This window comes from Weizmannia sp. WK01 (genome assembly GCF_025905465.1).
Taxonomy (GTDB): Bacteria; Bacillota; Bacilli; order Bacillales; family Bacillaceae_C; genus Weizmannia; species Weizmannia faecalis.
In genome coordinates, this window is the sequence record NZ_CP109616.1 from 1,533,964 (window position 1) to 1,547,875 (window position 13,912).

At 49.2% G+C, this 13,912-nt stretch carries 12 protein-coding genes; all 12 read left to right on the forward strand.

Translation table 11 applies throughout. From position 1 onward, the window contains the following. Nucleotides 1-6: 6 nt before the first annotated feature. Complete coding sequence (locus OF158_RS07095; RefSeq protein WP_035181733.1) at nucleotides 7-1,245, forward strand: M16 family metallopeptidase; 1,239 nt, start codon at nucleotides 7-9, stop codon at nucleotides 1,243-1,245. Nucleotides 1,246-1,311: 66 nt separating this feature from the next. Continuing rightward, complete coding sequence (locus OF158_RS07100; RefSeq protein WP_014095405.1) at nucleotides 1,312-1,557, forward strand: YlmC/YmxH family sporulation protein; 246 nt, start codon at nucleotides 1,312-1,314, stop codon at nucleotides 1,555-1,557. A 119-nt stretch (nucleotides 1,558-1,676) separates the two neighbouring features. Next, the gene (gene dpaA / locus OF158_RS07105) at nucleotides 1,677-2,585 is read left to right on the forward strand and encodes a dipicolinic acid synthetase subunit A (protein WP_257737691.1); all 909 of its coding nucleotides are present in this window, start codon (nucleotides 1,677-1,679) and stop codon (nucleotides 2,583-2,585) included. After that, nucleotides 2,576-3,181 (forward strand): dipicolinate synthase subunit B, encoded by a 606-nt coding sequence (locus OF158_RS07110; RefSeq protein ID WP_035181731.1) that lies wholly within the window; start codon nucleotides 2,576-2,578, stop codon nucleotides 3,179-3,181. Before dpaA ends, OF158_RS07110 begins: the two co-directional genes overlap by 10 nt. Nucleotides 3,182-3,285: 104 nt before the next feature. Then, nucleotides 3,286-4,332 carry an aspartate-semialdehyde dehydrogenase gene (locus tag OF158_RS07115; protein WP_026104627.1) on the forward strand — a complete coding sequence of 349 codons (1,047 nt, stop codon included), beginning with the start codon at nucleotides 3,286-3,288 and terminating at the stop codon, nucleotides 4,330-4,332. Nucleotides 4,333-4,599: 267 nt separating this feature from the next. Continuing rightward, nucleotides 4,600-5,844 carry an aspartate kinase gene (dapG, locus tag OF158_RS07120; protein ID WP_017551547.1) on the forward strand — a complete coding sequence of 415 codons (1,245 nt, stop codon included), beginning with the start codon at nucleotides 4,600-4,602 and terminating at the stop codon, nucleotides 5,842-5,844. A gap of 72 nt (nucleotides 5,845-5,916) precedes the next feature. Then, on the forward strand, nucleotides 5,917-6,789 hold the full coding sequence (gene dapA, locus OF158_RS07125) for a 4-hydroxy-tetrahydrodipicolinate synthase (RefSeq protein WP_017551548.1): 873 nt from the start codon (nucleotides 5,917-5,919) through the stop codon (nucleotides 6,787-6,789). Nucleotides 6,790-7,267: 478 nt separating this feature from the next. Next, nucleotides 7,268-8,938, forward strand: coding sequence for a ribonuclease J (locus OF158_RS07130; protein WP_035181728.1), 1,671 nt, complete (start codon nucleotides 7,268-7,270; stop codon nucleotides 8,936-8,938). Between the two features lie 213 nt (nucleotides 8,939-9,151). Further along, the gene (locus OF158_RS07135) at nucleotides 9,152-9,889 is read left to right on the forward strand and encodes a ClpP family protease (RefSeq protein ID WP_014098516.1); all 738 of its coding nucleotides are present in this window, start codon (nucleotides 9,152-9,154) and stop codon (nucleotides 9,887-9,889) included. Then, on the forward strand, nucleotides 9,886-10,101 hold the full coding sequence (locus OF158_RS07140) for a YlzJ-like family protein (protein ID WP_013859150.1): 216 nt from the start codon (nucleotides 9,886-9,888) through the stop codon (nucleotides 10,099-10,101). Before OF158_RS07135 ends, OF158_RS07140 begins: the two co-directional genes overlap by 4 nt. Nucleotides 10,102-10,222: 121 nt before the next feature. Beyond that, nucleotides 10,223-12,574 (forward strand): DNA translocase FtsK, encoded by a 2,352-nt coding sequence (locus tag OF158_RS07145; protein WP_035181725.1) that lies wholly within the window; start codon nucleotides 10,223-10,225, stop codon nucleotides 12,572-12,574. Between the two features lie 197 nt (nucleotides 12,575-12,771). Further along, the gene (locus OF158_RS07150; RefSeq protein WP_014098513.1) at nucleotides 12,772-13,836 is read left to right on the forward strand and encodes a BMP family lipoprotein; all 1,065 of its coding nucleotides are present in this window, start codon (nucleotides 12,772-12,774) and stop codon (nucleotides 13,834-13,836) included. The last annotated feature ends 76 nt before the right edge of the window (nucleotides 13,837-13,912 follow it).

Here is a 13,912-nt window from a genome sequence, read left to right on the forward strand (position 1 = left end):
CACAACATGATACAAAAATATACTTGCCATAACGGCTTGAGGATTGTACTGGAAGAAATTCCAACTGTCCGTTCGGTTGCGATCGGCATTTGGATCGGCACCGGTTCGAGAAATGAAAATGAAAAAAACAATGGCATTTCCCATTTTCTTGAGCATATGTTTTTCAAAGGGACGGAAAAAAGGAGCGCAAAAGACATTGCCGAGGCCTTTGATGCCATTGGCGGCCAGGTGAATGCTTTTACGTCGAAAGAATATACATGCTTTTATGCGAAAGTGCTCGACACGCATGCACCGCTCGCGCTTGAAATTCTGTCGGACATGTTTTTCCACTCCACTTTTTCAGAAGATGAAATGGAACGCGAAAAAAGCGTTGTCAATGAAGAAATCAAAATGTATGAAGATACGCCGGACGATATTGTCCACGATTTGCTTGGCAAGGCCATTTATGAAAACCATCCGCTCGGCTATCCGATTTTAGGGACGGAAGAAACGCTTGCATCGTTTACGAGCGACGATCTCCATCAATATGTATATGATATGTATACCCCTGACCGCGTTGTCGTCTCCGTTGCCGGCAATGTGCCGCCGTCTTTCGTAAAGGAGATTGAAGCGTTGTTCGGTTCCTATGAAGGCGGGAAGGAAGAGACAGGCGGTGAAACGGCCGTTTTTCATACGAATGACCTTGCGCGCAAAAAAGAAACAGAACAGGCCCATCTCTGCCTCGGCTTTGAGGGAAAGAAAATCGGCAGTGACGATATTTATGAGCTGATTGTCCTGAATAATATATTAGGTGGCAGCATGTCCTCCCGCCTTTTCCAAAATGTACGGGAACAGCGGGGGCTTGCCTATTCGGTGTATTCCTACCATACCGCCTATAAGGACAGCGGCATTTTAACGATTTACGGCGGAACGGGCGCCTCCCAATTGGACGAGCTGTTTGAGACGGTGCAGGAGACGCTGCAGACGCTGAAAGCAAAAGGGGTAACAGAAAAAGAAGTACGAAACTGTAAAGAACAGTTAAAAGGGAGCCTCATGCTCAGCTTGGAGAGCACGAACAGCCGCATGAGCCGGAACGGAAAGAACGAACTGTTATTAAAGAAGCACCGTTCGCTTGATGAAATGCTCGAGGAAATCGACCGTGTCACCGTGGAAAAAGTCAATGCTTGTGCGAGGGAGATTTTCTCCAAACCGTATTCGGCATCTTTAATCAGCCCGGACGGAAAATTGCCGGAGCGGCTGTCTTAAAGACGGCATATCTTTTCCATCCCCCGCATAAAATGGAATCAGTCCATGAGAGAAAGAAGGGGGAATATGCGGCTCAGCGAACTCAGCGGAAAAGAAATGGTCGATTTTAAAAAAGCGGAACGGCTCGGGGTATTGGGCGCAACGGACCTTGAAATTGATGAAGCGAGCGGAAAAGTGGAGGCCCTGATCATCCCGGTCGGAAGGCGGTTTAAAAAACAAGCGAACGAGATCCGCGTCCCGTGGAACCGGATCAGAACGATTGGTGCCGATATGATGATTTTGGAAGTGCCTGAAAACCAGTACAGCTATTAAAAAGGCAAAGAAGCATGCCGGGTGTTCCGGCATTTTTCTTTGCCTTTTTTCACAAAAAACATGCCGCCGCCATAAGATATGGGGAATCCCCCATGCACATGGAAAAGAAGGTGAGGCATTTGTTGACCGGCGTCCAAATTGCCATCATAGGCGGAGATGCGCGCCAACTGGAAGTGATCCGGAAACTTGCGGATCTCGATGCGAAAATTTCATTGATCGGATTTGAACAGCTTGATTTTGTGTATTCCGGCGTCACGAAAGAAAAATTTAAAGATATCCGATTTTCGGAAATGGATTGCGTCATTTTGCCGATTACCGGGACAGCGGACGACGGGAAAATCGATTTGATTTTTTCAAACGAAGAAGTTGTGCTGACCGGTGATATGCTGGCTGAAACGCCGCCTTATTTTACAATCTATACCGGCATCAGTAATCCTTATTTGGAACAAATTGTGAAAAAAGCGGGCCGCCGCCTTGTGAAACTATTCGAACGGGACGATGTGGCCATCTATAATTCGATTCCGACCGTCGAAGGAACGATCATGATGGCCATCCAGAACACGGAATTTACGATTCACGGCTCAAACGTTGCCGTCCTCGGCCTTGGCAGGGTCGGAATGAGCGTTGCCCGTGCTTTCCACTATCTCGGTGCGAAGGTGAAAGTCGGCGCGAGAAAAAGCGAACATCTTGCGAGGATAACGGAGATGGGGCTTGCGCCTTTTCATTTAAACGATCTTGAACAGGAAGTAAAAGACATTGACATCTGCATTAATACGGTTCCACACTTGATCGTCAATGCATCCGTTATCCAAAAGATGCCTTCGCATACGCTCATTCTGGATATTGCCTCCAAACCGGGCGGGACGGATTTCCGCTATGCCGAAAAGCGCGGCATTAAAGCGATGCTGGCACCGAGCCTGCCCGGCATTGTCGCGCCAAAAACAGCTGGGCGGATACTCGGGAATGTGCTCGGCCGGCTGATTGAAGAAGACGTTTTAAAAAGAAAGGGGTCATCGCCATGGATGTAAAGGGTAAAAGAATCGGCTTCGGCTTAACCGGCTCCCATTGCACTTACGCGGCTGTTTTTCCTGAAATTGAAAAGCTCGTGGCATCGGGAGCAGAAGTCATCCCGGTTGTCACGCACACGGTGAAAACGACGGATACAAGATTCGGCAAAGGCTCGGAATGGGTGGAGAAAATCGAAAAATGCACCGGGCAAAAAGCGATTGATTCGATTGTTGAAGCCGAGCCGCTCGGGCCAACCTTGCCGCTTGACTGCATGGTGATTGCGCCCCTGACCGGATTTACGATGAGCAAGCTAGCTAATGCACTCACTGATTCCCCAGTGCTAATGGCGGCAAAAGCGACGCTCCGCAATTTGAAACCGGTTGTGCTCGGCATTTCGACCAATGATGCGCTCGGATTAAACGGCGTGAATTTGATGCGGCTGATGGCAACGAAAAACATCTATTTTATTCCGTACGGGCAGGACGACCCGGTCAACAAACCGAATTCAATGGTGGCGAGAATGACTGCCCTTGTCGATACGGTTTCGCTTGCACTCGAGGGGAAACAAATCCAGCCTGTCATTGTCGAACGTTTCCGCAACGGAAAATCAAATTGAAACCGATTTAAAATTAAAAAAATACACACGGTGCCGGAAGACTTGTGATACAATAATAGCTATAAAAATGAATTTGGTTTTGGAATTGGAAGGGGAATACGCCAATGGCAAACACATCAGGTTATCACGTAGCTGTTGTCGGGGCAACCGGCGCTGTCGGCCAGCAAATGATTAAAACTTTGGTAAACCGCAAATTTCCGTATAACAAATTGACGCTGCTGTCATCTTCGCGTTCCGCCGGCAAAAAAATAACGGTAAACGGGGAAGAAATTACGGTCCAAGAAGCGGTGCCGGAAAGCTTTGAAGGAGTGGATATCGCCCTTTTCAGCGCAGGCGGGAGCGTGTCGAAAAAGTTTGCGCCGGAAGCGGTGAAACGCGGGGCAATTGTCATTGACAATACGAGCGCCTTCCGCATGGACCCAGAAGTGCCGCTTGTGGTCCCGGAAGTAAACGAAGAAGACATTCAAAAACATAACGGCATCATCGCCAATCCGAACTGCTCGACGATCCAGATGGTTGTTGCGTTGGAACCCGTCCGCAAAAATTTCGGCCTGAAGCGGGTGCTCGTTTCCACGTACCAGGCTGTCTCCGGTTCGGGCGCGGCTGCCATCCAGGAGCTGAACGACGAGACGAAGGCGTTGCTTGAAGGGCAGACTTACGAGCCGCATGTACTGCCGGTAAAAGGTGACAAAAAGCATTACCAGATTGCGTTTAATGCCATCCCGCAAATCGATGTGTTTACGGACAACGGCTTTACATTTGAAGAAATGAAAATGATCAACGAAACGAAAAAAATCATGCATATGCCGGAATTAAAAGTTTCCGCCACATGCGTTCGGATTCCGGTTGCAACCGGCCACTCGGAATCGGTTTATTTTGAAACCGAAAAGGACGGCATAAATGCTGGGCAGATCCGGGAAGTGCTCGCGTCTGCACCTGGTGTTGTACTGGAAGACCGCCCCGAAGAACAGATTTACCCGATGGCCGTCAATGCGGTCGGCAAGTATGACACATTTGTCGGGCGGATCCGCAAAGACCCGGATGAAGACAACGGATTCCATATGTGGGTTGTTTCCGACAATTTGCTGAAAGGCGCTGCCTCAAATTCCATCCAGATTGCGGAAAGCCTGATCAGGATGGGGCTCATCTGATTTGTGGACAATTTAGGCTGACCTTTTTGCAATATTGGTGATAAGATATAGGGAAAGAAAAGTTATGCCGGAATCCGGTATCGGAGAGGGTTCCATTTCCTGATATATTTTATGGACACGTATGCCGTTTCCTTTCCGGCCGGGAAGGAAACGGTTTAAAAACGGCCGGCCCTTAAAACGGCCTTTGACAAAAAAACGGCCGGCAAAGCCCGCACGTTACCGGAATCACTGTTCTTATTTATCAGTTCATAACAGAGGTGTTCTTCATTGAAAATCGTTGTCCAAAAATTCGGCGGCACATCCGTACGGGATCATGATGCAAGAATGCATGCCAAACATCATGTAGAAAAAGCGCTGGAAGAAGGCTATAAGGTGGTTGCCGTCGTTTCGGCGATGGGTCGCAAAGGGGAACCGTATGCAACAGATACGCTCCTGTCACTCGTTGGCGGATCCGACACCTGTTTAAGCAGGCGTGAGCAGGATTTACTGTTGTCAACCGGCGAAATCATCTCCAGCCTTGTGTTTGCCAATATGTTAAACGCACACGGCATCAGTGCGTGTGCCCTGACCGGTGCGCAAGCCGGTTTCCACACGAACGCGGAGCATACCAATGCGAAAATCACGGACATGAAGTGCGACCGTGTCCTGCGTGAACTGAAACTGCACGATGTTGTCGTCGTTGCAGGATTTCAAGGAGCCGCAAAAAACGGGGACGTCACCACGCTCGGACGCGGGGGCAGTGACACATCCGCTGCGGCGCTCGGTGCTGCGCTTCAGGCGGAGTGGATTGATATTTTTACCGATGTGGAAGGCATCATGACAGCTGACCCGCGGATTGCTGAAAATGCGCGGAAGCTTCAGGTTGTCACGTATAACGAGGTCTGCAATATGGCTTACCAGGGCGCAAAAGTGATCCATCCGCGCGCCGTTGAAATCGCGATGCAGTCGAAAGTGCCGATCCGCATCCGGTCCACTTATTCCGACGATATCGGTACGCTTGTCACATCTTTAAGCCACCGTCAGAAACTCGGGACCGATATAAAAGAACGCACTGTTACCGGAATTGCGCATGTACCGAATGTTTCACAGATCAAAGTATATGCAAAAGACGGGCAGTATGATTTGCAGACGGTTGTGTTTAAAGCGATGGCTGCTGAAAATATCAGTGTCGATTTTATCAATATTTCCCCGACAAGCGTTGTCTACACGGTTTCAGGAGAGGTGGCAAACCGGGCTGAAGCGGTGCTGAAAAAACTGGGGCATGAACCGGTAATTGAACGGAACTGCGCCAAAGTATCGATTGTCGGCGCCGGGATTGCGGGCGTGCCGGGTATCACGTATAAAATCGTGTCGGCGCTTTCCGAAAAAGGGATCCGGATTTTACAGTCTGCTGACAGCCATACAACCATCTGGGTGCTGGTGAAGCAGGAAGATCTGGTTACAGCGGTCAATGCCCTTCATGATGCCTTTAATTTAGAAAGCGAAACGGAAACGTATGAAATTCATGCGTAAAAAATGAAAGATTTTCTGCCGGGTGTTTTCACCTTGCAACTTGCAAAACCTGGCAGGATGAGGAGTGTAAGTATGAGTCGTTTCGGAAAAGTTTCAACGGCAATGGTGACGCCTTTTGACCATAAAGGGAATCTGGATTTGCAAAAGGCGGCAAAGCTGGTTGATTATTTAATTGAAAACGGAACAGAATCTTTGGTTGTTGCGGGAACAACGGGGGAATCCCCGACACTTTCGCCTGAGGAAAAAACTGCGCTGTTCAAGCAGGTTGTGAAAACGTCAGACGGGCGGGTGCCGGTCATTGCCGGAACAGGGAGCAACAATACGTATGCTTCGATCGAATTGACGAAGCGTGCGGAATCATGCGGCGTTGATGCCGTCATGGCTGTTGGCCCGTATTATAACAAACCGAACCAGGCCGGCATGTATGCCCATTTCAAAGCGATTGCGGAATCCACCAGCCTCCCGGTTGTCATTTACAATATCCCTGGCCGGTCGGCTGTCAATATTGAACCGGAAACGATCATCGAACTTTCCAAAATCCCGAATATCGTTGCAGTAAAAGAAGCAAGCGGGAATTTGGATGCGATGGCGCAAATTATTGCCCGTACGCCGGATGATTTTGAATTGTACAGCGGGGATGACGGCCTGACAATTCCCGTGCTTTCAATCGGCGGGGCGGGTGTGATTTCGGTTGCTTCCCATGTTGCCGGCCCGGCCCTACAGGAAATGGTGCAAGCCTTTTTTGCCGGGGATGTAACAAAAGCGGCAAAACTGCATCAAAAGCTGCTTCCATTGATGCGCGGCCTGTTTATGGCGCCTAATCCGGCACCGGTCAAAACCGCTTTGCAATTAAAAGGGATGGATGTCGGCGGCGTCCGCCTCCCGCTCGTTCCGTTAACAAAAGAAGAACGGGAAAACATTCACCGCCTGCTTGGCGATCTTTAAGCAAAAAAACGGCCCTTCCGGAAAAACGGACAGGGCCGTTTTCTTTTGCTTAAGTGATCCCATACCGGCTTCGGGAAAGGAAAACAGGCCCCGTTTCCGCTAATCTTCCGGCAAACAGCAGATTAGCGGAAATGGGCAGCATTTGTCGATAGAAATATCACACGCTCTTCATTGACCGGATATACCCTTTTCGGTTAAGCTATACATAAGAGAAAGGATCGGACAGCAATTTATTTTTACGGGCTCAGAAAGTCTTTTTCGATAGAACCGGAACGGTGCAAGTGATCGTGCGGGCGCCTCATGCCAGGTATGACGTTTTTAAAGGGATGCGGCGGGAGAGCCGGCCGCTTATTTTTATGCCGGAAACTTGAATATGCGCAAAGCCGTATCGGACGGAATCCGGCAACCCTTTGCGATCTATCAAAAAGAAACGTGATTCCTGCTCTAGAATTTCAGACAACACGGGAGGAAAAGAATTTTGCGTAAGGAAAAAAACGAAACCATTAAGGTCATTCCTTTAGGAGGAATTGGTGAAATCGGAAAGAATATGTACGTGGTGGAAACCGGAGAGGATCTGTTTGTGCTCGATGCCGGGCTGATGCTACCGGAAGACGAAATGCTCGGGATCGATATCGTCATCCCGGATTTTACTTATTTAATGGAAAACAGGCAGCGGATAAAAGGGATTTTCCTGACACACGGGCATGAGGATGCGATTGGTGCCCTGCCGTATATCCTGATGAAATTGAACGTGCCGGTGTATGCCACAAAGTTTACCGTCGCGCTGGCGAAAGAAAAATTGAAGGAACTAAAAGTGAAAAAGCATATCCGCTTTACGGAAATCGACGCTGACACAGTTCTCCATTTTGAGGCTTGCGATATTCGCTTTTTCAAAACAACGCACAGCATTCCCGACTCGGTCGGCATTTGCATTTCCACATCGAAAGGCAATATTGTGTATACCGGCGATTTTAAATTTGACCAGGAACTGGGCGGGCATTATCGTTCAGAAATCGGAAAAATGTCGAAAATCGGTGAAGAAGGCGTGCTGCTGTTACTATCCGACAGCACGGAAGCGGAACATCCAGGCTACACGACCCATGAGTCTGTTGTGGCGGAAGAAATAACGGATGCTTTCTACGATGCGAAGGGCCGGATTATTATCGCAAGCTTTGCCTCGAATTTAATCAGGGTGCAGCAAGTGCTCGATGCGGCTTCTGCTACCGGCCGCAAAGTTGCGTTTGTCGGAAATTATCTTGAAAAAATATATAAAATTGCATTAAAATTGGGATACTTGCAGGCTCGGACAGAGGATCTCATCATCCCGCTGCAACAAATTTCAAAATACCGGGACGAAGAACTGGCGATTTTGACAACAGGGAGCCAGGGGGAACCGTTTCTCGTCCTCCAGAAAATGGCGAAAAAGAACCATAAGCAGGTCAATATTCAAAAAGGGGATACGGTTATCCTTGCCACAACGCCGTCTCCGGGGCTGGAACTGTTCATGGCGAAAACGATCGACATGCTGTACCGTGCAGGAGCCGATGTTTACGCGGGCGACCGGAAAATTCATGTGACCGGCCACGGCTGCCAGGAAGATTTAAAGCTGATGCTTGATTTAATGAGGCCTAAATACTTTGTCCCGATCCAGGGGGAATACAGGAGCCTGTATGCCCATGCAAAACTGGCGTACAAAACGGGGATGCCGAAAGAGTCAGTCATCATCTCCAGCAACGGGGAAGTATTGGAATACAAGCACGGCAAATTCCAAGCGAGCAGCCGGGTTGCTTCCGGCAATATTCTCATTGACGGAATCGGCGTTGGCGATGTCGGCAATATTGTATTGCGGGATCGAAAACTTTTAAGCCAGGACGGGATATTGGTTGTCGTCGTCACGCTTGATAAAAAGCATAAAAAACTGGCTGCTGGCCCTGAAATTATCTCGCGCGGGTTCGTCTATGTACGCGAATCCGAAAAGCTGATCAGCCATTCGTCCAACATCGTAAAAGAAGTGGTGGAGCAGAACACGTCACAGGAAGCTTTTGACTGGACGAGTATTAAACAGGGGATCCGCGACCATCTCAGCTCCTTTTTATATGAGCAGACGAAAAGGCGCCCGATGATCCTGCCAATTATTATGGAAGTTTGATGCTTAAACGACAGAGGGCGGGGCGGGGGTTCCCGCGTGCCCGCGCTCATTGCGGCACAAGGCCCGCCTGGTGCACCATTAAAAATGCAAAGCAAAGCCCCGCTTCCGGTTCCGGAAACCGCGGGGCTTCCGTATGAAAACCCCTTCCATGCAAATAATAAGGCGTAAAGGCGTCACGCCCTTACATTACAGGCAAAAAGGGGTTTTAGAAAAATGAGCGACCAGCAACCGAATAAAGAAGAACCGAAAGAAGGAAATGCGGCATCCGCGCTTGTAGAGAAAATCCAGCAGCTCGGCCAGACAAATGTGCCGCAGCTCGGGCAGGACTCCAATATCCACTGCCTGGCCATCGTCGGCCAGATTGAAGGACATCTGCAGCTGCCGCCCCAAAATAAAACGACAAAGTATGAGCATATGATCCCCCAGCTTGTAGCGATTGAACAAAATCCGAAAATTGAAGGGGTGCTCGTCATTCTGAACACGGTCGGAGGGGACGTGGAGGCCGGGCTTGCCATTTCCGAAATGCTTGCTTCCCTTTCCAAACCCACTGTTTCGATTGTGCTCGGCGGGGGGCATTCCATCGGCGTGCCGATCGCTGTATCCTGTTCGTATTCCTTTATTGCTGAAACCGCGACGATGACGATTCATCCGATCCGGCTCACAGGCCTTGTCATTGGCGTCCCGCAAACGTTTGAATATCTGGATAAAATGCAGGAACGGGTGATCAAGTTTGTGACGCGGCATTCGCATGTGGAAGAAGAGGTTTTTAAAGACTTAATGTTTGCGAAAGGGAATTTGACAAGGGATATCGGCACCAATATTGTCGGTCAGGAAGCCGTCCAGTACGGTTTGATTGATGAAGTGGGCGGGATTGGCAAAGCGCTTGGCAAATTAAACAGCCTCATTGAAAAATACCGGGATGAAAAAGGGAAAGAGGGGCTGATCCAATGATTCTCTATACGATGATGCCGCAGGAGTTGATTTTTCCTGAAGATGCAAACGCCTGGAATAAAATTGAAATGTTAAACGTAAAAGGCGTGCCGGTACTGGCAGAGCAGCTTGATGAAGGATACCGGATTACCCGCATTCTCAGCTCCAATCCTTTCGACTATCTGAATCCGGAGCTTGCACCCGGAAATGTGATCCGCCATTTCGGACCGTAAACCACCCGGGCCGCAAATATGCTATAATATGTTAAAACAAGCAGCCACACAGGCTGCTTTCTTGCATCCCGTTCCGGCAGGCAAGACTGAAAAATACGTTTTCACTATCGAAGGTGGTTATATGGCGAAAAAAAAGCGGCGCAGAAGAAAAAAAGCTGCTGAACAAATCAAGATAGATTTAAAGTTTGAGTTGCTCGGTATTATCCTGCTTACGCTCGGCATTTTTACCCTTTACCATATTGGCAAAACGGGCACAACCCTGATTCTGTTCTTCCGGTTTTTCTTCGGCCGGCTGTACTGGGTTGCGGTTGCCTCTCTGGTCGTGCTCAGCGTTTTTCTCATGATTAAACGGGCATGGCCTGCATTTTTCACTATCCGCATGACCGGATTTTATCTTTTATTTGCGAGCGCCCTCCTTTACTGCCATGAGCGGCTTATCGGGTCATTGGCAAATGCGCATGAATTGTCCGGCAACAGCGCGGTCGAAAATACGATCAGGATCTGGCATCAGGAAGAGCAGATCTGGTGGAAGCTTGTGCTCGGCGGGGATGTGCACGGCAATATTTTCAGTACGCAGATCGGCGGCGGCATGGCAGGTGCCATTTTATATGCGGCCTCCCATTTCTTATTTGACTCGGTGGGTACGAAAATCATTTGCGTTTTACTCGCGCTCATCGCTCTGATGCTTTTAACGGGCAAGCCTATAAGCCCGTATGTGGAAAAGGCATTGGAAGGGCTCTGGCTGTTTTTAAAAAAGCAATGGAACCAGATGAAAACAGAATTCCAGGCATGGCGGGAAGCCAAAAAAGAAAAACAGGAAAAGAAACGGCAGAAAGCGCCGTCGCAGCCGCAATCCGCCTCCGCAGACGGGGAAGTCAGCGACGGGGATGCCGGACCGGCAGGCGAGGAAACGCCTCCCCCGATTATTTCCAGCTTTACGGAGCAGTATGCCGGCACGGCTCCGCAAGCGGAAGAAGCGCAGCCGGAAACGCCGGATACAGAAGCGGAAGAGGACCATACGCCTCCGATTCAGTTTACGGAGTATGAAAATGAAGACTATCAATTGCCACCCCTGACGCTGTTAAATAGGCCGCGGGCAGCGGACCAGAGCAGCGAATATAAAGCGATCCATGCCAATGCGGCAAAACTTGAACGGACTTTCCAAAGCTTCGGGGTCAAGGCGCGTGTAACACAGGTGCATTTAGGGCCTGCCGTTACAAAATACGAAGTGCACCCTGATGTCGGCGTGAAAGTCAGCAAGATTGTCAGTTTAAGTGACGACATTGCCCTTGCGCTGGCGGCGAAAGATATTCGGATGGAAGCGCCGATCCCGGGAAAATCAGCGATCGGCATCGAAGTCCCGAATAAGGAAATCGCGGTCGTATCGCTCAGGGAAGTGCTTGAAGGAAAGGAAAATAACCCGCAGGCAAAACTGCAGATCGGGCTGGGCCGGGATATTACAGGGCAGGCGGTACTCGCAGAGCTGAATAAAATGCCTCACCTGCTTGTGGCCGGCGCAACGGGGAGCGGGAAAAGCGTGTGCATTAACGGGATCATTACGAGCATCTTAATGCGCGCCAAACCGCATGAAGTGAAAATGATGATGATTGACCCGAAAATGGTCGAATTGAATGTTTATAACGGTGTCCCGCATTTGCTTGCACCGGTTGTGACCAATCCGAAAAAAGCTTCCCAGGCGCTGAAAAAAGTCGTGAATGAGATGGAGCGGAGGTATGAGCTTTTTTCCCATACCGGCACACGCAACATCGAAGGATACAACGATCATATTAAAAAAAGCAACATCGAAACAGGGGACAAGCAGCCGCTTTTGCCTTATATCGTTGTCATTATCGATGAGCTTGCCGATTTAATGATGGTGGCAAGCGGCGATGTGGAAGATTCCATTACGCGGCTGTCGCAAATGGCGCGGGCGGCAGGTATTCATCTGATTATTGCCACGCAACGGCCGTCTGTTGATGTCATTACCGGTGTCATTAAAGCGAACATCCCGTCAAGAATCGCTTTTGCCGTGTCTTCGGCGACTGACTCGAGAACGATTTTGGATACGGGTGGCGCGGAAAAACTGCTTGGCCGCGGGGACATGCTGTTTTTGCCGGTTGGGGCTTCCAAACCGGTACGCGTCCAGGGCGCTTATCTTTCCGATGAAGAAGTTGAAGAAGTTGTTGATTTCGTCATTTCCCAGCAAAAAGCACAGTACCAGGAAGAGATGATTCCGGAAGAGCCTCAGGACCAGCCGGATTTCGACGATGAATTATATGATGAAGCGGTTCTCTTAATCTCGGAAATGCAGACCGCTTCCGTCTCCATGTTGCAGCGCCGTTTCCGGATTGGCTATACAAGGGCGGCGCGGCTGATTGATGCAATGGAGGCAAGAGGGGTTGTCGGGCCGTATGAAGGCAGCAAGCCGCGTGCGGTTTTAATCCCGAAACCTTCAGAAGAACAGAGCTCATAGCACGCCAAAGAAAAAACCTGCGCGCACCTTAGCGGCCACAAAACGCCGCGGTGCGCGCAGGTTTTACTATTTTCGACAAAAATATAAATTTATGTTTCTTTCGCAATTAAAAAATGATATATTTATGTCGGTAAGCAGGATAATAGGCTGTTTCTAAAGACTGTTATCCAAAAATAACTTTCCCGGGGGGAACAAAAGTGAAAAAACGTAAATTTGGTTTGGCTCTTGCCGCTGTCCTGGCAGCAGGGACGCTTCTCGGCGCATGCGGCACAAAGAGCGACAATTCCGCAAGCAAAGGTAAGGACAAGTTCACCGTTGCACTCGTAACCGATACGGGCGGAATTGACGATCGTTCTTTTAACCAGTCGGCATGGGAAGGCTTACAGCAGTTCGGGAAGGACAATCACTTATCAAAAGGTAAAGGCGGCTTTGACTATTTGCAATCCAAATCGGATGCAGATTACACAACAAATCTGAACACGGCCGTCCGGAACCAGTTTGACCTCGTTTACGGCGTCGGCTATAAGCTGAAGCCGGCCATTGAAAAAATTGCGGATCAGCGTAAAAATACCAATTTCGCAATCATTGACGATGTCATTACCGGAAAGAAAAATGTGGCAAGCATTACGTTTAAAGAACAAGAAGGTTCCTTCCTTGTCGGGGTCGTGGCAGGCCTGGCGACAAAAACCAATAAAATCGGATTTATCGGCGGGACAGACAGCGATTTGATCAACAAATTCGCAGCCGGGTTCCGTGCGGGCGTCAAAGCTGCCAATCCGAAAGCAAATGTGCAAATTCAATATGTCGGCTCGTTTGATGATGCAAGCAAAGGACAGTCGATGGCTTCAGCAATGTATAAATCTGGCATCGACGTGATTTACCATGCAGCCGGTGGCAGCGGGAAAGGCGTCTTTACAGAAGCGAAAAATATAAAACAGAATGATCCGAACAAAAACGTCTGGGTGATCGGTGTGGACCGCGACCAGGCAGATGAAGGAAAGGTAACGGTTAAAGGAAAGGAATACAATGTGACACTGACTTCAATGGTCAAACGGGTTGATAAGGCAGTCATCGATTTATCGACCAGAGCGAAAGACGGCAAATTTCCGGGCGGGAAAAATATTGTTTACGGCTTGAAAGAAGATGCCATCGGGATTGCGCCGACACAGGACAATTTAACGCCTGAAATGAAATCGGCCGTGAAAGACTGGAAACAAAAGATCATTAACGGGAAAGTGAACATTCCATCAAAATTGAAGTAATCGATCCATCTCACGGGACTGGTTTTTGCCGGTCCCGTGTTAAAAATGTTTAAAAAATGAAACAATTTCAGCCAAA

What these genes read in the sequence shown, in the direction of transcription:
- OF158_RS07095 (WP_035181733.1), top strand. Translation starts at nt 7, where the DNA reads ATGATACAAAAATATACTTGCCATAACGGCTTGAGGATTGTACTGGAA.
- OF158_RS07100 (WP_014095405.1), top strand. Translation starts at nt 1,312, where the DNA reads ATGCGGCTCAGCGAACTCAGCGGAAAAGAAATGGTCGATTTTAAAAAA.
- OF158_RS07110 (WP_035181731.1), top strand. Translation starts at nt 2,576, where the DNA reads ATGGATGTAAAGGGTAAAAGAATCGGCTTCGGCTTAACCGGCTCCCAT.
- OF158_RS07115 (WP_026104627.1), top strand. Translation starts at nt 3,286, where the DNA reads ATGGCAAACACATCAGGTTATCACGTAGCTGTTGTCGGGGCAACCGGC.
- dapA (WP_017551548.1), top strand. Translation starts at nt 5,917, where the DNA reads ATGAGTCGTTTCGGAAAAGTTTCAACGGCAATGGTGACGCCTTTTGAC.
- OF158_RS07135 (WP_014098516.1), top strand. Translation starts at nt 9,152, where the DNA reads ATGAGCGACCAGCAACCGAATAAAGAAGAACCGAAAGAAGGAAATGCG.
- OF158_RS07140 (WP_013859150.1), top strand. Translation starts at nt 9,886, where the DNA reads ATGATTCTCTATACGATGATGCCGCAGGAGTTGATTTTTCCTGAAGAT.
- OF158_RS07145 (WP_035181725.1), top strand. Translation starts at nt 10,223, where the DNA reads ATGGCGAAAAAAAAGCGGCGCAGAAGAAAAAAAGCTGCTGAACAAATC.